Annotated in this window: 17 protein-coding genes and 1 riboswitch; of the genes, 7 read left to right on the top strand and 10 right to left on the bottom strand. The window is 73.4% G+C overall.

Annotated features, from left to right (window positions below; translation table 11 throughout):
* Nucleotides 1-21: 21 nt before the first annotated feature.
* Nucleotides 22-100, bottom strand: a riboswitch (ZMP/ZTP riboswitch).
* 262 nt (nucleotides 101-362) lie between these two features.
* Nucleotides 363-995, bottom strand: coding sequence for a phosphoribosylglycinamide formyltransferase (gene purN / locus ICW24_RS15285; RefSeq protein WP_226346583.1), 633 nt, complete (start codon nucleotides 993-995; stop codon nucleotides 363-365).
* Between the two features lie 55 nt (nucleotides 996-1,050).
* Between purN and uriH the strand changes: the two genes are divergently transcribed.
* Complete coding sequence (gene uriH, locus ICW24_RS15280) at nucleotides 1,051-2,004, top strand: uridine-preferring nucleoside hydrolase UriH (RefSeq protein ID WP_226346582.1); 954 nt, start codon at nucleotides 1,051-1,053, stop codon at nucleotides 2,002-2,004.
* Nucleotides 2,005-2,259: 255 nt separating this feature from the next.
* Complete coding sequence (locus tag ICW24_RS15275) at nucleotides 2,260-2,580, top strand: nucleotidyltransferase family protein (protein ID WP_226346581.1); 321 nt, start codon at nucleotides 2,260-2,262, stop codon at nucleotides 2,578-2,580.
* 163 nt (nucleotides 2,581-2,743) lie between these two features.
* Here the strand turns inward: ICW24_RS15275 and ICW24_RS15270 are convergent, their stop codons facing one another.
* On the bottom strand, nucleotides 2,744-3,997 hold the full coding sequence (locus ICW24_RS15270; protein WP_226346580.1) for a cell division protein PerM: 1,254 nt from the start codon (nucleotides 3,995-3,997) through the stop codon (nucleotides 2,744-2,746).
* Nucleotides 3,998-4,376: 379 nt separating this feature from the next.
* Between ICW24_RS15270 and ICW24_RS19765 the strand changes: the two genes are divergently transcribed.
* Complete coding sequence (locus tag ICW24_RS19765) at nucleotides 4,377-5,078, top strand: prepilin peptidase (protein WP_226346579.1); 702 nt, start codon at nucleotides 4,377-4,379, stop codon at nucleotides 5,076-5,078.
* A 74-nt stretch (nucleotides 5,079-5,152) separates the two neighbouring features.
* On the opposite strand, the gene ICW24_RS15260 is transcribed toward ICW24_RS19765, so the two are convergent.
* The 3 genes from ICW24_RS15260 to sucC form a co-directional block, all read right to left on the bottom strand.
* On the bottom strand, nucleotides 5,153-6,475 hold the full coding sequence (locus tag ICW24_RS15260; protein WP_226346578.1) for a cation:dicarboxylate symporter family transporter: 1,323 nt from the start codon (nucleotides 6,473-6,475) through the stop codon (nucleotides 5,153-5,155).
* Nucleotides 6,476-6,690: 215 nt separating this feature from the next.
* Nucleotides 6,691-7,575: a succinate--CoA ligase subunit alpha gene (gene sucD / locus ICW24_RS15255; RefSeq protein WP_226346577.1), complete on the bottom strand. Its 885-nt coding sequence runs from the start codon at nucleotides 7,573-7,575 to the stop codon at nucleotides 6,691-6,693.
* A gap of 16 nt (nucleotides 7,576-7,591) precedes the next feature.
* The gene (gene sucC / locus ICW24_RS15250) at nucleotides 7,592-8,773 is read right to left on the bottom strand and encodes an ADP-forming succinate--CoA ligase subunit beta (protein ID WP_226346576.1); all 1,182 of its coding nucleotides are present in this window, start codon (nucleotides 8,771-8,773) and stop codon (nucleotides 7,592-7,594) included.
* Between the two features lie 524 nt (nucleotides 8,774-9,297).
* Here sucC and ICW24_RS15245 point away from each other — a divergent pair.
* Both ICW24_RS15245 and ICW24_RS15240 read left to right on the top strand, forming a co-directional pair.
* Nucleotides 9,298-9,912, top strand: a complete 615-nt coding sequence (locus ICW24_RS15245) for a M23 family metallopeptidase (protein ID WP_226346575.1) — start codon at nucleotides 9,298-9,300, stop codon at nucleotides 9,910-9,912.
* Nucleotides 9,913-9,974: 62 nt separating this feature from the next.
* Nucleotides 9,975-10,421, top strand: coding sequence for an SRPBCC family protein (locus tag ICW24_RS15240; RefSeq protein WP_226346574.1), 447 nt, complete (start codon nucleotides 9,975-9,977; stop codon nucleotides 10,419-10,421).
* 63 nt (nucleotides 10,422-10,484) lie between these two features.
* On the opposite strand, the gene pcrA is transcribed toward ICW24_RS15240, so the two are convergent.
* Entirely contained in the window at nucleotides 10,485-12,938 is a 2,454-nt protein-coding gene (gene pcrA, locus ICW24_RS15235) for a DNA helicase PcrA (RefSeq protein ID WP_226346573.1), read from the bottom strand.
* A gap of 276 nt (nucleotides 12,939-13,214) precedes the next feature.
* On the opposite strand from pcrA, the gene ICW24_RS15230 reads away from it, so the two are divergent.
* Both ICW24_RS15230 and ICW24_RS15225 read left to right on the top strand, forming a co-directional pair.
* A complete protein-coding gene (locus ICW24_RS15230; RefSeq protein ID WP_226346572.1) occupies nucleotides 13,215-13,460 on the top strand; it encodes a ribbon-helix-helix protein, CopG family in 246 nt (81 codons plus the stop codon).
* The gene (locus ICW24_RS15225; protein ID WP_226346571.1) at nucleotides 13,457-13,699 is read left to right on the top strand and encodes a toxin; all 243 of its coding nucleotides are present in this window, start codon (nucleotides 13,457-13,459) and stop codon (nucleotides 13,697-13,699) included. The genes ICW24_RS15230 and ICW24_RS15225 overlap by 4 nt, the downstream gene beginning before the upstream one ends.
* A 329-nt stretch (nucleotides 13,700-14,028) precedes the next feature.
* Here ICW24_RS15225 and ICW24_RS19760 read toward each other — a convergent pair whose 3' ends face one another.
* From ICW24_RS19760 to ICW24_RS15205, 4 genes are all read right to left on the bottom strand, one after another.
* Nucleotides 14,029-14,394 carry a hypothetical protein gene (locus ICW24_RS19760; RefSeq protein ID WP_307781359.1) on the bottom strand — a complete coding sequence of 122 codons (366 nt, stop codon included), beginning with the start codon at nucleotides 14,392-14,394 and terminating at the stop codon, nucleotides 14,029-14,031.
* Nucleotides 14,395-14,536: 142 nt separating this feature from the next.
* The gene (locus ICW24_RS15215) at nucleotides 14,537-18,358 is read right to left on the bottom strand and encodes an efflux RND transporter permease subunit (protein WP_226346570.1); all 3,822 of its coding nucleotides are present in this window, start codon (nucleotides 18,356-18,358) and stop codon (nucleotides 14,537-14,539) included.
* 265 nt (nucleotides 18,359-18,623) lie between these two features.
* Nucleotides 18,624-19,037 carry a pyridoxamine 5'-phosphate oxidase family protein gene (locus ICW24_RS15210; RefSeq protein WP_307781358.1) on the bottom strand — a complete coding sequence of 138 codons (414 nt, stop codon included), beginning with the start codon at nucleotides 19,035-19,037 and terminating at the stop codon, nucleotides 18,624-18,626.
* A 484-nt stretch (nucleotides 19,038-19,521) separates the two neighbouring features.
* A complete protein-coding gene (locus ICW24_RS15205) occupies nucleotides 19,522-20,529 on the bottom strand; it encodes a LacI family DNA-binding transcriptional regulator (protein ID WP_226346569.1) in 1,008 nt (335 codons plus the stop codon).
* Nucleotides 20,530-20,534 lie beyond the last annotated feature (5 nt).

Here is a 20,534-nt window from a genome sequence, read left to right as displayed (position 1 = left end):
TGAGGGTCGGTCTCGCTGCCGGTCGAGCACCCAGGCGGGCGATGCTCACAACGTCGTCACTCCCCGGTGGTGGCCCACCCGCGCCAGTCGTGTGCCGCCACCCTATCGGGGCGGGCGAGCCGAGGTCGGGCCACCGCCCGACGGCGGTCGGCGCCCGGGCCGGTGCCGGTCGCTCACGGAACGGTCCCGGTCGCCGCCCTGACGGCCGCCGCCCCCGCCGGCCCTCGTCACGTGGGCCGGCGTCACGTGGGCCGACATCCGTCCGTCACGGAACCGTGCCGCGCGCCGGGCGCAACCCGAGATCACCGGACCGGGCGACCCGCGATCGGGCCCCCGCGCCCGCCGGAGCCTCCCGGCCGTCGTCAGTCCGTACCCGGGCCCCGCACCCGGCGGCCCTCGACGGTGACGCCGCCGCGGGCGAGGCGGCCGACGACGTCGACGAGCATGGCCCGCTCGGCGGTCTTGATGCGCTCGTGCAGCGACTCCCGCGTGTCGTCGTCCTGCACCCGGACGGCCCGCTGGTCGAGGATGGGCCCGGTGTCGACGCCGGCGTCGACCACGTGACACGTGCAGCCGGTCACGCGGACGCCGTGATCGAGGGCGTCCCGGACCGCGTGGGCGCCAGGGAAGCTCGGCAGCAGCGCGGGGTGGGTGTTGATCACGCGGCTCTCGAACCTGGCGAGGAACTGCGGCCCGAGGATCTTCATGAACCCCGCGGAGACGACGAGGTCGGGCGCGTGGGCGGCGACGGCCCGCGTGAGGGCGGCGTCCCACGCGGCACGGTCCGGGTGGTCGCTCACGCGTTCGACGAACGTCGGCACCCCGGCCCGCTCCCCCCGGGCGAGCCCCTCGATCCCGGCTCGGTCCGCCCCCACCGCGACGACGCGCGCCCCGTACCCGGGCTGCGCGCACGCGTCGAGCAGCGCCTGCAGGTTGGTGCCGCTGCCCGACACGAGCACGACGAGGGAGGCGGGGCTGGTGCGCGGCGAGTCCACGCACGTCACCCTAAGCGCCGCCGGCGGCGCCGCGGCCGACGGTAGCGTCGCGTCCATGACGCGCAAGATCATCCTCGACTGCGACCCCGGCCACGACGACGCCGTCGCCCTCCTCCTCGCCCACGCGAACCCCGAGATCGAGCTGCTGGCGGTCACGACGGTCGGCGGGAACCAGACCCTCGACAAGGTCACCCGGAACGCGCTCGGGGTCCTCACCCTCCTGGGCGCCACCGACGTCCCGGTCTCGGCGGGGTGCACCCGGCCGCTCCTGCGCGAGGTCGTCGTCGCCGCCGACATCCACGGCGAGTCAGGACTGGATGGCGTCGACCTGCCCGACCCCGGCTCCCCCGGCCACGTCGCCCTCGACGGGCGACACGCGGTCGACGCCATCATCGAGACGGTCATGGCGCACGAGCCCGGCGAGGTGACCCTCGTCCCGACCGGCCCGCTGACGAACATCGCCCTCGCACTGCGCAAGGAACCCCGGATCGTCGAGCGGGTCCGCGAGGTCGTCCTCATGGGTGGCGGGTACCACGCGGGCAACGCGAGCCCGGTCGCCGAGTTCAACGTCATCGTCGACCCCGAGGCCGCCTCCATCGTCATCGGCGCCGGCTGGCCGGTCGTCATGGTCGGGCTGGACCTCACCCACCAGGCGCTCGCGACGGCCGACGTCGCGGAGCGCGTCGCCGCGATCGACTCGGCCCCCGCCCGGTTCGTCGGCCAGCTCATCGAGGCGTTCGGTCGCGCCTACCTTGAGGTCGCCGGGTTCGACGCGCCTCCGGTACACGACCCGTGCACGCTGGCCTACCTCATCGACCCCTCCCTGGTCCGCGTGCGCCGGGCCCCGATCACGGTCGAACTGCGCGGCGAGTTCACGACCGGCATGACCGTCGTCGACCTGCGCGGCGACGAGCCGCAGGAGTGCCCGACGGCCGTGGCGACGACGCTGGACGTGGACGGGTTCTGGGACCTCGTCATCGACGCCGTGGAACGGGTCGGGCGCTCCTGAGCGCGCGGGTCGGGGCCCGCGAGGCCGCGAGATCGCCGGCCCGCGCGTACGCCGACCGGACGAACCGTTCGGGCCGGGTCGATCGGGCTGCACCGAAGGCTACGGCGCCCTCCACAGCGCATGTGTGCCGAGGAGCACGCCGGCGTGGCGGCCGACCGGTCCGAGTGGTTCTGAGTGCCCGCGCGCATGGGCCCGGAACCTGATGCGGCGCCAGGGGACCAGGACCTCTGCGCGGCCCCGCCCTACCCTTGACGTATGAGCGTCGTGACCGAGCAGAGTGCAGCACTCCGTGCTGCCCTGCTCGCGCGTCGCGACCTGGTCGAGGAGGTTCTGGGCCGCTACCGCGCCACCCACCCCCGGCTGTTCGGGTCCGTGGCCCGCGGGGAGGCCACAGAGCACAGTGACATCGACCTGCTCGTGGACCTCGAGCCCGGTGGCGGGAACGAGCTTCTCCGCGTGGCCGGGATCGCCGAGGAACTCGGCAACGCCCTGGGCACCAGGGTCGACGTGGTCGCCGCCGGCTTGCTCCGCCCAGACGTCTCCCTGACCGCTCTGCAGGACGCTGTACCGCTATGACCCGCTCGGAGCAGGAACGGTTCGCCGACATCCTGGCCGCGATCGATCGGCTCACCGATGTCGTAGACCACCTGAACCAGGGCCCCGACAGCTAGGACGCGCACGCACTCTCGTGCGGCGCGATCTGTGCGACCGTGGTCCACACCATTCGGACCCGCGTCGATCAGTCGCGGCGGCGGCGCAGCCGCAGGCCGGAGAGGGCCCAGGCCACGAACCCGCCGAGGGCGAGTTCACCGAGCAGCGCCGGCCCGACGAGCCAGGCGACCGGGCCGACGTGCGCGAGCCGCGCCGACCCGAGCGACCCGCCCGCGGCGACGACGAGCCCGGTCAGGAGAAGAGCGCACAGGCCGACCGCCGCCGCGGCGAGGCGCAGCCGGTCGCGACCCGAGCGGGGGCGGTCCGGACCGCGCAGGGCCAGCCAGGCGACGACGAACCCGACGAGGACGGGTGCCGCGACCGCGGCGAGCGTCCACTCGGGCAGGGGCCCCGGGTCGGGCAGGGCTCCGAGCACGGGAACGAGCGGCATCGGGCCCGGCTGGGCCTGGGTCCACGTGATCGACGACCCCTCGCCGAGACCGAACCCGGGGCCGGCCGCGAACGAGACGGCCCACATCGCCAGCGTCGGCAGATAGCAGAGCTGGCCGAGGGTGAGGACCACGCCACCGACCCAGCCGGCGCCGACGTCGCCGTACAACCCGACGACGCGCGTCAGGTTCGCCGCGACGAGCACGAGGACACCGATCGCCCCGAAGCCGACGAGCAGCGCGGCGCCCCGGGCGGCGGGGGCGATCGCGCGGCGCAGCCACCACGGCACGTACTCGCGCCACGCCCACCGGGCGCGGGGGGCGAGGTCGGTTCCGCGGGTGCGGAACTCCCGCACCGCCTGCCACGCGAACACGGCGGCGGCCCAGAGCGCGGCGAGCAGCGGCGCGCTCCACCACGTGGGGGCCAGCCCCGGGAAGCGCCCGATCAGCGCGACGACGAACGCGAGCGCCGCGTACGCGCCGACGAAGCAGGCGCCCGCGACACCGACGTCGCGGCGCAGGCCGCCGAGCAGCGCGGGGCCGGCGTCGCGGTCGGCGACCCCGGCGAGGATGCGCTGCGCCCCCCACCGCAGCGTGAGCAGCGGGACGGCGAGCAGCAGCCAGGGCGTGAGCGTCACCGCGCCCGCGTTGGTGTGCAGGCCGACCCCGTGCGCCATGAGCCACAGGTCGCCACCGACCTCGAGCGACTGCCCCGCCGACACGGTCGACGCGGTGCTGGCGAGCCAGGCGACGAAGAACGGCAGGACCACGAGGACGAGCGAGCTGGCCCCCGCGCCCAGCGCCGACAAGGCCCCCGCCAGCGGCAGCGGGGCCTTGTCGAGCAGCCCGGGTTCGGGCGGGTCCGTCGGGCGGGGGGTCGATCGAGAGGTCACCGGAGTCCGTTCACGCACAGGCATCAGGGCCCCATCGTCCCCGCCCGCGGCGCCGGACCCAAACGGGCGCGCCGACACCCGGTCCGTCGTGGGAACCGCACCCGGCACCCGGTTGCGGACTGCGCCGGGCGGCGAGCCGCACGGAGACCGTCGACACCGGGAGCCTCGAGCGGACCTCGCCCTCGTCCGGTCCCCGCGGGTCCCGCGCCGGCCCCCCGTCGCGCTGGGGGGCGCGACCGACGCCCCACGATCCACAACCGGTGCCGGCCGGGAGCGCCACCGCCGCTCCTGCACACCCGGACCCCGAGAGGCGGCCCGCGACGGACCGCCGGGCCGAGGCTGGTCGAGGGCGCCGAGGGGCGTCCGGGGCGGAGGGGTCGTGGACGGGGGGACGTGGGCGGGCGCGCTGCTCGCCGGGGCGGCGGGCACGGCGGTGGGGTACCGGGTCGCGGGGCCGATCGGCGCCGGGGCCCACCTGCTCGCGGGCGAGTCGAGGCGGCGCCGGGCCCCGGGGCCGGTGATCGCGGCGGCGACGGCGCTCGCCTGGGCCGCCGTCGCGGTGCGGAGCGACCGGCCGTGGCTCTCGGACGTCGCGGACTCCCCACCGGCCCGCCTCGTCCTCCTCGCCGGGCTGCTCACCCTCACCGCGCTCCTCGTGGCCCTCGCCGCCGTCGACGTCGAGACGCACCGGTTGCCCCGGGCGCTCACCCGGCCCGCGCTGGCCGGCGCCGCCGCGTGGGTGGGGCTCCTGCTCGCGACGGGAGGGCTCGGCGTGGGTGACGCCCTGCGTTGCGCGGGGGGTGGTCTTGCCTTGCGCGTGACGTATCGACTGTGGCGGGCCTTGTCCCCCGGCGGGACCGCGGTCGGGCTCGGGGACGTCGAGCTCGCGGGCGTCCTCGGGCTCGTCCTCGGCGTGCGCGGCTGGGGGGCGGTGGCCACGGGCGCCTACCTCGGCGTCCTCCTCGCCGGGGGCGTCGCCGGGTTCCTCCTGCTGACGCGGCGGGTCGGCCGCCACGACGCGCTGCCCCACGGCCCGTTCATGATCGCGGGGTTCGGTCTCGCCCTGCTCGGCCCCGGATAACCCGTCCCGAGCGGCCCCGGACGACGACGGCCGCCTCCCGAGATCCGGGAGACGGCCGCCAGGAGCGGGCGAGGTCAGTGCTCGTCGACCATCGTCGTGTAGTCGAACGGGTCGTCGCCGCGCAGGACGGCCCCGACGCGCTCGCGGTCGATGGACCGCGTCCACGTGCCGACGAGCACGGTGGCCACGGCGTTGCCGGTGAAGTTCGTCAGGGCGCGGGCCTCAGACATGAAGCGGTCGATGCCGACGATGACGCCGACGCCGTCGACCAGCTCCGGCCGGTGCGACTGGAGGCCGCCGGCCAGCGTGGCGAGACCGGCGCCCGTGACGCCCGCCGCACCCTTGCTCGCGACGATCATGAAGACGAGCAGGCCGATCTGCTCGCCCATCGACATCGGCATGTGCATCGCGTCGGCGATGAAGATCGACGCCATCGTCAGGTAGATCGCGGTGCCGTCGAGGTTGAACGAGTACCCGGTCGGGACGACGATGCCGACGGTCGAGCGGTTGATCCCGAGGTGCTCCATCTTCGCGATGAGGTTCGGCAGGGCCGACTCCGAGCTCGACGTCGCGACGATGAGCAGGTACTCGCGGGCGAGGTACTTCAGCAGGGTGAAGATGTTGACCCGGGTGAAGAACCAGAGGACCGAGCCGAGGACGACGACGATGAACAGGATGCACGTCACGTAGAAGGCGAGCATGAGCTTGAGGATCTCGCCGACGGCGGCGGCCCCCGAGTCGCCGACGACCCCGGCGATCGCGCCGAAGGCGCCGATGGGCGCGACCCACAGGATCATCGTCAGGACGCGGAACACGAGCTTCTGGAGCTGGCCGATGAGGGCGACGACCGGCTCCCCCGCCCGGCCCATCTGCTGGAGCGCGAAGCCGACGAGCAGGGCGACGAAGAGGGTCTGCAGCACCGACCCGGACGTCAGGGCGCTGACGAGGGTGTCGGGGATGAGGTCGAGCCCGCCCGCGTGCGACGCGTTGTCGACGTACTTGTCGGCTTTGCCCGGCGTGATGACGATGCCGTCACCCGGCTTGACGAGGTTGCCGACGACGAGGCCGATGGCCAGGGCGAACGTCGACATGGTGATGAAGTAGGCGAGGGCGATACCGCCCGCCTTGCCGACCGTCGCGGCCGCCCTGATGGAGCCGATGCCGAGCACGATCGTGCAGAAGATGACCGGGCTGATCATCATCTTGATGAGATCGACGAACATCGTCCCGAGCGGCTTGAGCGCCTTGCCCGTCTCCGGCGACACGAGGCCGACGATGACGCCGAGGACGACGGCGACGACGACGCCGATGTAGAGCCAGTGGCTCCGGTCCTTGTGCGGCCGGCCGGTCTGAGGTCCGGCCGGTGAGGGCGCGGTCTGGTCGGTGCTGCTGCTCATGGGTCGGGGCTCCTCGACGCTGCGGGTGCGGACTGTCTGCCGCGGGCACACCCTACGAGCCAGGGTGGTTCTCTCCCGGTTGGGACACAGTCACGATTCGGCCAACGTTCAGGGAGTCGGTCGGCCCGGGGCTTGTCGATGACCGCCCCCGGGCGGACGACGGCGGGGCCGGCCTCGAGGAGAGGCCGGCCCCGTCGGGGTGGATCGCGTGCGGATCAGAGGGAGGTCATGATCTCCGCCATGAGGGCGGCGGTCTCGGACGGCGTCTTGCCGACCTTGACGCCGGCGGCCTCGAGGGCCTCCTTCTTCGCGGCGGCGGTGCCCGAGGAGCCGGAGACGATCGCGCCGGCGTGGCCCATCGTCTTGCCCTCGGGGGCCGTGAAGCCCGCGACGTAGCCGACGACCGGCTTGGTCACGTTCTCCTTGATGTAGGCGGCGGCCCGCTCCTCGGCGTCGCCGCCGATCTCGCCGATCATCACCATCGCGACGGTCTCGGGGTCGGCCTCGAACGCCTCGAGGCAGTCGATGTGCGTCGTGCCGATGACCGGGTCCCCGCCGATGCCGACGGCCGTCGAGAAGCCGAAGTCCCGCAGCTCGTACATCATCTGGTAGGTCAGGGTGCCCGACTTGCTGACGAGGCCGATCTTCCCGCCCTCGGCGATGTCGGCCGGGATGATGCCCGCGTTGCTCTGCCCGGGGCTGATGAGGCCGGGGCAGTTCGGGCCGATGATGCGCGTGCCGCCCTTGGCCTTCGCGTAGTTGTAGAACTCCGCGGTGTCCTTGACGGCGATGCCCTCGGTGATGACGACGACGAGCGGCATGCCCGCGTCGACGGCCTCGACGACGGCGTCCTTCGCGAACTTCGGCGGGACGAAGACGACGGAGACGTCGGCGCCCGTCTCGCGCATCGCGTCGGCGACGGTGCCGAAGACCGGCACGTCGGTGCCGTCGACGTCGACGCTCTGGCCCGCCTTGCGCGGGTTGACGCCGCCCACGATGTTCGTGCCCGAGGCGAGCATGCGCTTCGTGTGCTTCATGCCCTCCGAGCCCGTCATGCCCTGGACGACGACCTTGCTGTCCTTCGTGAGGAAGATGGCCATTGGTTTCTCGACTCCCTTACTTCGCGGCGAGCTCGGCGGCCCGGCGGGCCGCGCCGTCCATGGTCGGTTCGATGGTGACGAGCGGGTGGTTGCGGTCGGCGAGGATGCGACGACCCTCCTCGACGTTGTTGCCGTCCAGGCGGACGACGAGCGGCTTGGTGGCCGCGTCGCCCAGCTTGTCGAGCGCGCCGACGATGCCGTTGGCGACGGCGTCGCACGCGGTGATCCCGCCGAAGACGTTGACGAAGACGGACTTGACCTGCTCGTCGCCGAGGATGACGTCGAGGCCGTTGGCCATGACCTCGGCGGAGGCACCGCCGCCGATGTCGAGGAAGTTGGCGGGCTTGCTCGCCCCGCCCGTGTGGTCCTGCCCGGCGTACGCGACGACGTCGAGGGTGCTCATGACGAGGCCCGCGCCGTTGCCGATGATGCCGACGTTGCCGTCGAGCTTGACGTAGTTCAGGCCCAGCTCCTTGGCCTTGGCCTCGAGCGGGTCCTCGGCCTTGGCGTCGACGAGCCCGGCGTGGTCGGGCTGCCGGAAGTCGGCGTTGTCGTCGAGGGTGACCTTGCCGTCGAGGGCGACGATCTCGCCGTCCTCGGTCTTGACCAGCGGGTTGACCTCGACGAGCGTCGCGTCCTCCTCGCGGTACACGTCCCACAGCTTCTGCAGCACCGGCACGATCTTGGCGCCGGTCTCGGCGTCGAAGCCCGCGGCGTCGACGATCTCCTTGCCCTTGGCCTCGTCGATGCCCATCTGCGGGTCGACCGCGACACGGGCGAGGGCCTCGGGGCGCTCGACGGCGAGCTGCTCGATCTCCATCCCGCCCTCCTTGCTGCACATCGCGAGGTAGTTGCGGTTCGCGCGGTCGAGCAGCAGCGAGAAGTAGTACTCCTCGGCGATCTTCGCCCCCTGGGCGATCATCACGACGTTGACGGTGTGGCCCTTGATGTCCATCCCGAGGATCTGCTCGGCGTGCTGCCGGGCCTCGTCCGCGGTCTTGGCGACCTTCACGCCGCCGGCCTTGCCGCGACCGCCCGTCTTGACCTGCGCCTTGACGACGGTGACACCGCCGCTGCGCGCGCCGACCCGCTCGGCGGCCGCGGCGGCCTGCTCGACCGTCTCGGCGACCTCGCCCGCGAGCACGGGGACGCCGTGCTTCTCGAACATGTCGCGCGCCTGGTATTCGAAAAGATCCATGACAGATTCCTCGTCTTCGGTGGAATGTCCGCGGCGATCCTATCGTCGCCGCCCCCGACCTGCGGTGCCGCCCGTCCGTGCACCGCCTCGACTCGGTCAGGTCGGACGTCCGCCTCACTGCGGTAGGCTCGGCCCATCCCGCAGCGTGTCGATGTCGCCATGCCCGTGCGCCTTTCGCCCGCTGCCGACGACGCGAGGTGGACGACGACGTGGGTGGACAGGACGTGGGTGGACAGCAGGGGCGGCACCGCCGGCCGATCACATCCCGCCGGCGGGGACGCCTCGCCGCCATGGGCGGCACGCTCGCTCTCGCGGCCGCTCTCGGCTGGCCCGCCGTCGGATCCGCAGACGCCGGGCAGGACGTCCCCGCAGCGTCGACCGTGACGGCCTCGGCCGCCGGCCACAGCCCGCTCGCCTCCGCCCAGCCCGCACCGACGCCCTCCCCCTCCCCCTCCGCGTCGGCGGGCGCCGCACGGCCTCGCGCCGCCGCGGCCCGACCCGGCCTCGCCCCCGCGAAACCGCAGGTGAGCCGCGCCGCCGAGTCGGCCCGAGCGGCGACCACCGCCCGGCCCCGCACGCTCGCCCCGCGGGCGCGGGCGGCCCGCACCCCCGTCGCCGCCTCCCGCTCCCGCGCGCAGACCCCGGCCGCCGCGCTCGCCGCGCGGCAGGCGCGGTTCCGGGCCGCCGTCGCCGGCTCGGCCGGCACGACGCGAGCCGCCTCGACCATGCTCCCCTTCCTGCGGACCTTCGCCTGGACCACCCCCGTCGCCGGCACGCATCTGACCAGCACCTTCGGGCAACGATGGGGGCGCCTCCACGCCGGCCTCGACTTCGCCGGCCCCGTCGGCACGCCGCTGCGCTCGGTGTGCTCGGGCCACGTGACGTTCGCCGGCCAGGCGGGGGGCTACGGCAACAAGGTCGAGGTCCTGTGCTGGGACGGCACGCTCGCGCGCTACGGCCACATGGACCGCATCGCCACCCGCGCCGGCCGCACCGTGCGGGCCGGCGGGCTCGTGGGCACCCTCGGCAACTCGGGCCACTCCACGGGCCCGCACCTGCACCTGGAGATCCGCCCCGGCGGCGGCGAGCCCATCGACCCGCACCCCTGGCTCGCGGCCCGCGGGATCCTGCCGCTCTGACGGCCTCCGCGATCTCGCGACCGGGTCTCGCCCTCGACCGGCAACCGTGGAAGCCTGACGGCATGACCGACATCGCTCCGGTGGTCCTCGACGCCACGTTCGCCGCACCGCCGGACGCGGTCTTCGACGCCTTCACGCGGGCCGAACACCTCACCCGCTGGTTCGCGGCGCGCGCCCGGATCGACGCGACACCCGGGGGCACCTGGCGTTACGAGTGGCCCGACGACCTGGCCGCCGAGGGACGCGTCCTCGACGCGGACCGACCGAACCGACTCGTCTGGACGTGGGAGGCCTCGATCAGCGGCCCCGTGCAGATGGACTCGGACGTCACGATCACCTACACGTTCGAGCCCGACGGCGACGGGACGCGCCTGCACCTCGAGGAGGTCGGCCACGACACGGCCGAGATCCGCGACGCCAACGCGTCGGGCAACGAACAGATGCTCGCGACGCTGCGCGCCTACCTCGAGGACGGGACGACCGTGGACTGGGCCGCTCCCCCGAGCTGACACTCGGCCGGCGGTCGGTGGGACGTCCGCGCGCTCACCCTGCCGTCGCGCTGACCTTGATCGTCACAGCTTCGTCAGTGGGGCGTACCGCAGCAGCAGCCGCTTCACCTGGTCGCCGCCGAAGTCGACGTGCGCCATCGTCTTGTCGCCCTCGCCCTCCACGCGCACGACGTTGCCCATCCCGAAGCTGTCGTGCGTGACGCGGTCGCCCTCCTTGAGGGCGATGACGGGGCGGTTCCCCGGTGAGCGCACCCCCGGCCGCGCCGCCAGGGTCGCGACCGCCGGCGCCGACGATCGGGAGGAGCTGGGCCCGGCGTAGTCGTTGAGGGTGCGCTCCCAGTCGAGCAGCTCCTCGGGGATCTCGTCGAGGAACCGCGACGGCGGGTTGTACTGCGGCTGACCCCACGCCGAGCGGACCACGGCCCGGGACAGGTGGAGGCGCTCGCGGGCCCGGGTGATACCGACGTAGGCGAGGCGCCGCTCCTCCTCGAGCTCGCCGGAGTCGCCGAGCGCGCGCAGATGCGGGAACGTGCCGTCCTCCATCCCGAGGAGGAACACGACGGGGAACTCCAGCCCCTTCGCCGTGTGCAGCGTCATCAGCGTGACGACGCCGTCGTCGCGAGCGGGTGTGCCGTCGGCGACGGCCTCGTCGGGAATCTCGTCCGCGTCCGCGACGAGCGAGACCCGCTCGAGGAACTCGTCGAGCACCGCGCCGGGGTCGGCGTCGGGCGCCACCCCGTCGACGAGGCGCGACTCGTCGAACTCCCGCCCCACGGCGACGAGCTCGGCGAGGTTGTCGAGGCGGGTCTCGTCCTGCGGGTCGCGGCTGCCGCGCAGCTCGTCGACATACCCCGTCTGCTCGAGGATCGCCTCGAGGAGCCCGGCCACCCCCGACCCGCCCTCGTGGACGGTCCGCAGGGCCTCGAGCAGGCTCGTGAACGACTGGATCGCCTTGACCGACCGCGTCGCGATGCCGGGCGCGTCGCCCGGGGTGGCGAGCGCCTGGACGAAGCTGATCCGGTCGCGCTCGGCGAGGGTCGCGATGCACGCCTCCGCGCGGTCGCCGATGCCGCGCTTGGGCACGTTGAGGATGCGACGCAGGTTGACCGTGTCCGTCGGGTTGGCGATGACGCGCAGGTAGGCGAGGGCGTCCTTGACCTCGCGGCGCTCGTAGAAGCGGGTGCCGCCGACGACCTTGTACGGCAGGCCGATCCGGACGAGCACCTCCTCCATGGCGCGCGACATCGCGTTGGTGCGGTAGAAGACGGCGACGTCGCCGGGGCGCACCCCGTGGGCGTCGGTGAGCTCGTCGATCTTCCGGCCGACGAACGCCGCCTCGTCGTACTCGTTGTCGGCGACGTAGCCGACGATCTTGGCGCCGTCGCCGCTGTCGGTCCACAGCCGCTTGGGGCGGCGGGAGGTGTTGCGGGCGATGACGCCGTTGGCGGCGGCGAGGATCGTCTGCGTCGAGCGGTAGTTCTGCTCGAGCAGGATCGTGCTCGCGTCCGGGTAGTCCTGCTCGAACTCGACGATGTTGCGGATCGTCGCGCCCCGGAAGGCGTAGATGGACTGGTCGGCGTCGCCGACGACGCACAGCTCCGCGGGCGCGACCTCGGGTTGGCCCTCGATGTGGATGCCGTCGCCGACGAGCTCCCGGATGAGCACGTACTGCGCGTGGTTCGTGTCCTGGTACTCGTCCACGAGGACGTGCCGGAACCGGCGCCGGTAGTGCTCGGCGACGTCCGGGAAGGCCTGGAGGATGTTGACCGTCGTCATGATGATGTCGTCGAAGTCGAGCGCGTTCGCCTGCCGCAGCCGCTGCTGGTACATCGTGTACGCCTGCGCGAGCACCTGGTCCGCGGGCGTCCCCGGGGAGTCGGGGTCCTCGCTGTGGGCGCGAGTCGAGAACGTCTCGTGGTCGACGAGTTCGTTCTTGAGGTTGCTCACCTGCGTCGAGAACGACCGCGGCGGGTAGCGCTTCGGGTCGAGGTCGAGGTCGCGCAGGACCATCGCCATGAGCCGCTGGCTGTCGGCCGCGTCGTAGATCGAGAAGCTGCTGCGCAGGCCCACTTTGTCGGCCTCGCGACGCAGGATGCGCACGCACGCGCTGTGGAACGTGCTCACCCACATCGACCGGGCCCGCGGCCCGACGAGCGCCTCGACCCGCTCGCGCATCTCACCGGCCGCCTTGTTCGTGAAGGTGATGGCGAGGATCTGGCCGGGCTGCACGTGCCGGTGGTCGAGCAGGTAGGCGATGCGGTGCGTGAGCACCCGCGTCTTGCCCGACCCGGCCCCCGCGACGATGAGCAGCGGCCCGCCGGCGTGCACGACCGCCTCCCGCTGCTGCGGGTTGAGCCCGGCGAGCATCTCGTCGACGTCACGCCCGGGCCGGGCGGCGGGCGGCACGCTCGGGGCCGTGCCGTTGCGCGCCCACGTGGGCACGCCGGAGTCGTCCACCTCCCCGCTCGCTTGGGCGGGGGTGGGACCGGGCAGGGGAAGGTCGTCGAAGAGGCTCATCTCGGCCCCGATTCTAGGCGCGTGACGCACGCGATTCTCCCCACCCGGAACCGATCGATGCCACCCGTCACGTGTCTGTCGTGAAGCCACGTCTGGAGGGGTCGTTGAGGCACAGGCCCGCAGGGAGCGGTCATCGCATGTCGCCACACGTGTCGGAGAACGGCAGCGCGCGCCGTCCTCGGCGCCGGCGCCGAACGCCTTGGTACGTGAGGGGATCTCGTCGCGCACCTGACGGCACTCGCCGACAAGACGCCCTTTTTCGTTTACGATATCCGCATGCGCGAGGACGAAGTCACCGAGGACCAGATCCAGCAGTGGGCCGACGAGGCCGAGGCCGGCTACGACGTAGACGCCCTCAAACGCCGCGGCCGCGGTCGACCCGGTCGAGGCGCCGAGCCCATGCAGGTCGTCGCGGTGCGACTGACCGCCCAGGAGATCGCCGCCCTGGACTCGTTCGCCGAGCGGGAGCACCTCACTCGATCCGAAGCCATCCGCCGAGCCCTGGCCGGCTTCGCGGCGTGAACGCCCACCCCAGCGCCCTCAAGCACGGGGTGACCCCAGAAGATGCCGCCCACGCTGCTCACTGGGCCCAATGGGTCGAACCCCTCGAGGACGACGACTGGCCCCACCGCGAGCTGCGCCTCGGGTTCGACACCCACGCCCGTTTCCTCGAGACCATCGTCCTCGTCTTCGAGAGCGGCAACGAGCTCGTCATCCACGCCATGCCCGCACGCAAGCACTACCTCGACCTCCTGCCCTGACCAGAACGACCCGATACGCGCTGATCTGCCGCAGATGGCCTGTGCCGCCCCGAGGCGGCCGCACGGGCCGTTGTGGAGCCCCCACAAACTGCTCGACATACGTGCTCGAAATCGTGTGCCTCCGCCATCGCGTACTCATCGGTGAGCGTGGCGACCTCGAAGCCGAGCGCCCGGTAGTGCTCGATCGAGCGGTCCACGTCGGTGACGGGCAGCACAGAGGCCGCGGCTACGACGTTCGCCGGGCGTCGGAACGCAGTCATGCGGCCACCATGAGGTGGCCGGAACGGAGTCAGATCCCAGGCCGGCCATCACGAGGAGTTGCAGCCGATTCAGAGCACCTCTCTCCGACGCCGGGAGGTGCGCTCGACGATCACCAGGAGAACGGTGGCGACGATCGCGGCGAGGGCGGGGAGCAGGAGCCACCACATCCACGGGGCGAGGGTCGCTCCCGCGTCGGGGCGGGAGCCCGGGTCGCGCGTCGCGTCGTAGGGGACCCGGACCCCGCGCACGAGCAGGCGGTGGCGGTTCGTGCCGTACGGGGTGCACGTGAGCAGGGTCAGGTGGTCCTCCCCGGCGACGGGGCGCAACCGCTCGGAGGACGGCGGCGGCGAGCCGGGCCACGGCAGGGGCGACGGCGCGATCGGGCCGGCCGCGCCGGGGCGGCCGACGGCCGACCGCGGGCAGCGCGACACCACTCATCGCTCCCCTTCCGGCCGGACCCCACGTGCGGAACGAACGTCAGCGCCACGTCGAGGACCTCATCGGCCCGCGACGCGCCCGGATGAGGGCCCCGTCCAGGGGAATTGGGCCCGCGACAGTGCCGCGGCGCCCGCCGGCTCACTCCGGGCGGGGCACGTACCGGATCCGTCGCCGGGCCGACTCGCCCGCCCCGGACTCCCCGCCGGTCGGCGACGGGTCGGCGATGTCGGGGGCATCGGTCGGGTCCGCGTCTCCCCCGCGGCGGCGGCCCCGGCGCAGGCGCACGCGCTCGACGAGGTCGTAGAGCACCGGCACGAGGACGAGCGTGAGCAGCGTGGAGCTGACGAGCCCGCCGATGACGACGATCGCGAGCGGCTTGCTGATGAACACCCCGCCCCCGGTGAGTCCGATCGACATGGGGACGAGCGCGCAGATCGTCGCGAGCGCCGTCATGAGGATGGGCCGCAGGCGCAGCCGGGCGCCGTCGACGATGGCCGCGTCGATCCCGACGCCGCGTTCGCGGTACTGGTTGACGAGGTCGATGAGGACGATCGCGTTCGTCACGACGATCCCGATGAGCATGAGCAGGCCGATCATCGCGGGCAGCCCGAGCGGGGTGTCCGTGAGCAGCAGCAGGGCGATGGCGCCCGTCGCCGCGAAGGGGATCGACACGAGCAGGATGAGCGGCTGCACGAGCGAGCGGAACGTCGCGACCATGACGAGGAAGACGATCGCGATCGCGACGAGCATCGCGAGCCCGAGCTGACGGAACGCCTCCTGCTGGTCCTGGGACACACCGCCGACGCTCGCGCTCACCCCGGCCGGCAGGCGCGTCGCGTCGAGCGCGCTCTGCAGCTGCTGGGTCGTGGCCCCGAGGTCGCCGCCGCTGGGGGTCGCCGTCACCGTCACCGACCGCACGCCGTCGACGCGCGTCACCGTCGCGGGCGTGCCGACCTGGCGGATGGTCGCCACCTGGGCGAGGGTGCGCGGCGTCGCCTCGGCCTCCTGGGCCGCCTGCGCGTCGTCGGCGAGGGCCCGGGCCTCCGCGGCCTTCGCGTCGGACTCGGCGAGCTGGTCCTGCGCCGAGGTGATCTGCTCGTCGAGCTCGCGCACCTGGTCCCGGGCCGCCTCGGCCTGCTTCTCGAGCTGGGCGACCTGCTGGGCCAGCGCGGCCCGGGGGTCGGTCGGGACCGGGGGCACCGGGTTCGTCGCCGCCCGGCGCAGGGCCTGCAGCTGGTCCTCGAGCGCGTCGGCCTGCTCGGCCGCCTGCTCCCGGCCGTCGCGCAGCTTCTCGATCTGGTCGCGGGCCTGCTGCTTCGCCTCCGCGGCCTGCTCGTCCTGCGCGGCCTGTTGCCGGTCGGCCACGCGTTCGCCGGCCGCCTTGCGCGCGTTCGCCGTCATCGTCTGCGTGACGGGCAGCTGCAGGGCCCGCAGCTGGGCGAGCGTCGTCACCGGCTCCTGGGAACGCACGAGGATGTCCTGCGTCTCGTCCTCGACCCGGACCTGGCCGGCCTTCGCGCCGGAGATCGCGGCGCGGACGGCGGCGCCGATGTCGGCCTGCGACATCCCGTACCGCGCGGCCCGCGTCGGGTCGATGTCGACCTGGAGGACCTGCCCCTCCTGGGAGAGGTCGGAGCGGACCTGACCGAGACCGCTCACCCCCTGCATCGCGGCGACGACCCGGTCGGTGCCCGTGCGCAGCGACGCGAGGTCGTTGCCGGAGACGTTGACGGTGACGTCCTGATTGCCGGCGCCGCCGCCACCCGCGGAGACGGTCACCTCGCCGACGCCGGACAGCTTCTCGACCGCCGCCTGCAGGCGCGTCGTCGCCGCCGGCCCGTCGGTGCCCTCGGCGAGCATGACCGACATCGACGCCGTGTTGCCGCCGGAGGCGAATCCGAGGGCGGCCGCCTGGGCGCCGCCCGACCCGATCGTGGCCTGCACGGTCCGCACCGCCGGGTCGGCCCGCAGCGCGGCCTCGACCTTCTTGGCGGCGGCGTCGGTGGCCGCCAGGCTCGAGCCCGGCGGGAGCTCCTGGGACACCCGGAGCGAGTTCTGGCCCGCGTCGCCGAGGAAGTCGGTCTTGAGCCGCGGCACCAGCGCGAACGTGCCAAGCAGCAGGAGCATCGCGAACACCAACGTCAGCGCCCGATGCCCGAGCGACCAGCGCAGCACCGGGAGGTAGGCCCGCTGCAGCCCGTTCTGGGCCTCGGCGTGCTCGGCGTCGAGGCCCGCGGCCTCTTCGGATCCCGGGACGACCGGCGCGTACGCGTGGTGCCGGGCCCGCAGGTCGTCGACGGCGGTGTCGATCCGCTCCGGCGAGGCGCCCTTGCGCTCGAGCTTCGCGACGAGCTTGTCCCGCTGCGCCTCGAACCGGGCGGTCGCCTTCTCGCGCTGCGCCTCCTGGCGGGCGCGGGCCGCCTCGGCCTTCGCCTCGGCGCGCTCGGCGCGGCGCCGGGCGCGGGGTCCGGTGGCGCGGGCCCGGCGCGAGCGGGGCCGCATGAACCACCACGCGAGGACCGGCACGATCGTCAGGGCGACGAGGAGCGAGGCGAGCAGGGCGATCGTCACCGTGAGGGCGAACGGGCGGAAGAGCTCCCCCACCTCGCCGCCGACGAGACCCAGCGGCAGGAACACCGCGACGGTCGTGATCGTCGAGGCCGTGACCGCGCCCGCGACCTCCCGGACCGCCCCGACGATCGCCTCCGGGCCGCGCTCCCCCCGCCCGAGGTGCCGTTTGATGTTCTCGATGACGACGATCGAGTCGTCGACGACCCGGCCGATCGCCACGGTGAGCGCCCCGAGCGTGAAGATGTTGAGCGTCTGGTCGCTCTGCCACAGGCCGATCATCGCGATGAGCAGCGACAACGGGATCGAGATGGCCGCGATGAGGGTCGAGGAGAACGACAGCAGGAACACGAAGATGACGACGACCGCGAAGGCGAGACCCAGCAGGCCCTCGGTCGACAGGTCGTGGATCGACTGCTCGATGAAGGGCGCCTGGTCGAAGACGGTGTCGAAGCGCACGTCGCCGCCGAGCTGGGTCGCGAGCCCGGGCAGCGCCTCGCGCACCTCGCGGGCGACGGCGACGGTGTTGCCGTCGGACTCCTTGACGACCGCGAGACCCAGCGACGGCCGCCCGTTCGTGCGGGAGATCGAGGTCAACGGTTCCGGGGCCAGCTTCACGTCGGCGACCTGCGACAACGCCACCTGCCCGTCGGTCCCGGTCAGGCGCAGGTTCGCGACGTCCTCCACGCCGGACAGTGCGCGCCCGACCTGCACGTTGACGTCCTTGCCGCCCGCCTGGAGCTGCCCGCCCGGCACGGCGGCGCCGGCCGCCTGGAGCACCTGCTGGAGCTGGGCGGTCTGCACGCCGTACCGGGTGACGTCCTGCGGCCGGAACGTGACGACGACCTCGTTGGCCCGCGCACCGGACACGCTGACCGACGTCACGCCGTCCAGGCCCGACAGGGCCGGGACCGCGACGTCCTCGAGCTTCGTCGACAGGGCGGCGGAGTCCTGGTCGCTCGAGACCGACAGCGCGACGATGGGCACGTCGTCGAAGCTCGCGAGGCCCGTCTGCGGGTCGACCCCGTCGGGCAGCTGCCCACCGAGGCGCCCGAGCGCCGACTCGACGTCGGCGCGGATCGCCTCGTCGTCGGCCCCGAAGTCCCACTGCAGGCTCACCTGCGACACGCCGGCCATCGACGTCGAGGTCACCTTGGTGACCCCGGCGACGCCCTTGACCGCGTCCTCGAGCGGCTCGGTGACCTCGCGCTCGACGACCTCTGGCGAGGCCCCCGGGTACGACGCGACGACGTTGGTTCCCGGCAGGTCGAGCGAGGGGAACAGCTCCTGCTTCAGCGACGTCGTCGCGAACAGGCCCACCCCCACGACGAGCAGCGTGAGCAGGGCGACGACCGCCCGGTTGGCGAGGCTGAGACGCGTGAGGAGAGTCAAGGGGATCCGTCCCGTCGAGATCGGTGCGGGATCGGCGTGCCCGCTCGGGCCCGTCACGGCCCGAGACGATTGTGTCAAAGGGGTCCGACAGCCCGCCTCGGCCGTCGGTCGGGGTGAGTCCCCCCGTGGGGGGAGTGGGCGATCAGACCCTGGACGCCGCCGCCAACGGCCCGTCCGTCTCGTGAGATGTCGTTCCTCCCCGCCGAGCGCGGGCCCCGGGCGGGAGAACGTGTCGTCTCACGATGTGGCTCGAGGGTCGGCGCGATCAGCCCAGGTGGCCGAGGATCCGCTCGATGCGGACGGCGAGGACGACGCGCTGCGGGTTCTCACGCGGCGTGCGGTACCGCAGGGCGTACCGGCGCTCGGCCTCGGCGACGTCGTCGCGGTCGGTCAGGACGCTCGCCGTCCCCTCGACGGTCGCCCACCGGCGCCCGTCGACCTGGCAGACCGCGACCCGCCCGTCGCCGCGGGCGTGCGCGGCCTTCCGACTCGTGCCGGAGGTGATGACCCGGAGCAGGCCCGCGTCGGGGTCCAGCGTCGCGCCGACCGGGACGACGTGGGGCGATCCGTCCGCGCGCAGGGTCGTCAGCGTGCACAGGTGGCGCTCGGACCAGAACCGCGCGAGCTCCGGATCGTGCACGTCGATGCCGTGGTCGGTGATGCGTCGTCGTCCGGTCACTCTCGCTGCCGCCTCGCTCGTCGTCGGTCCGGTGCCCCATCCTGCCCGCCCGCGGCTGCGCCCGCCCCGGCGCCCCGGCCGGCCGCCAGCGACCGACGCGACCCACCGGCGAAAAAAGCGTTGCCTCCGGGGCGCGGGGTTTCCTACCGTGGAGGGACACGGGAGAGGAGGTGGTCCGAACGTGATTGCACATCGGACGCGTGAGGTGACTGCGCGATAGCGCAGCCGTACCGATCGGCCGCATCAGCGGCCGAGGACGGCGCGTGACATCGAATTCCACGCTGTCACCGCGAGGTCCGCGGGAGCGCACGGCTCGTCCACCGTGCCGGGGTCGCCGGGAACGGCCACCCCACCCGCGGGCCTCTTCCGTGCCCGGGCACGCTCGGTCCTGACGTGCCCTTTCGTGCCCGTCCATGCCCTCTCATGCCCATGCATGCCGCCCGGGCAAGGACCTGGTCGCCCGCGTCCGCGACGCGGCCGGCGCTCAGTCCTGCGTGCAGCCGCAGGAGTTGCGGTGGCGGTACTCGGTGGGGGTGCGCAGGATCTGCGCCGGGGTGTCGGTGTCGCCCTCGATCCGGCGGATGAGCAGGTCGATCGCGGTGGAGCCCATCGACTCGACGTCCTGGGCGACGACGGTCAGGCGCGGCTCGAAGGCGTCGGCCCAGTCGAAGTCGTCGAAGCAGACGAGGGCGACGTCGGCCGGCACCCGCAACCCGGCGCTGCGCACCGCCCGCATGGCGCCGATCGTCATCGCGTTGTTGAGGGAGATCAGCGCGCTCGGGCGGGACCCGGGATCGGCGAGCAGCGTCGACGTGGCGGCGTAGCCGCCCTCGGCGGTCGAGTCCCCGTCCAGCACCCGCAGCCGGGCGCCCTCGACGCCCCGCGACGCGTCCTGCACCCCCTCCAGCCGCTCCCTCGTCGACTGCAGTCCGGCCAGGCCCGCGAGCACGCCGACGTCGCGGTGCCCGAGGTCGAACAGGTGCGCAGCCAGTCCGCGGGCCGACCGCACGTTCTCGGGGGCGACCTGATCGCAGTCGAAGCTCGGCACCTGCCGGTCGATGAGGACGAGCGGGGTCCCCTGGCGCAGGGCGCGGTCCAGCGCCTGGTGCTCGTCGCCGGGAGCCGGGGCCACCGCGAGACCGTCGACCTGCCAGTCGAGCAGCGCGTCGATGACCGCGTTCTCGACGGCCTGGTCGTCGTGGGCGTCACGGACGACGACGCCGTAGCCCCGGCTCGTCGCGCGGCGTTCCATCGCGTGGCACAGCGCCACGAAGTAGGGGTTGCTCAGGGTGGGCACGGCCAGGCCGAGCAGCCGGGTCCGCGAGTGGACCAGCGCGGAGGCGAGCGCGTTGCGGCGGAATCCCGTCTCCTCGATGGCGGCCAGCACCCGCCGGCGGGTCTCGGCCCGGACCGGTCGGGTGTCGTTGACGACGTGCGACACCGTCGTCACGGAGACTCCGGCGGCCCGCGCCACGTCCGACATCCTGGCCATGCGTG

Origin of the sequence: Agilicoccus flavus (assembly GCF_014857905.1) — a bacterium.
Lineage (GTDB): Bacteria > Actinomycetota > Actinomycetes > Actinomycetales > Dermatophilaceae > Agilicoccus > Agilicoccus flavus.
Note: the sequence above shows the minus strand (reverse complement) of the source record. Positions and strands in the feature narration are given on the sequence as shown.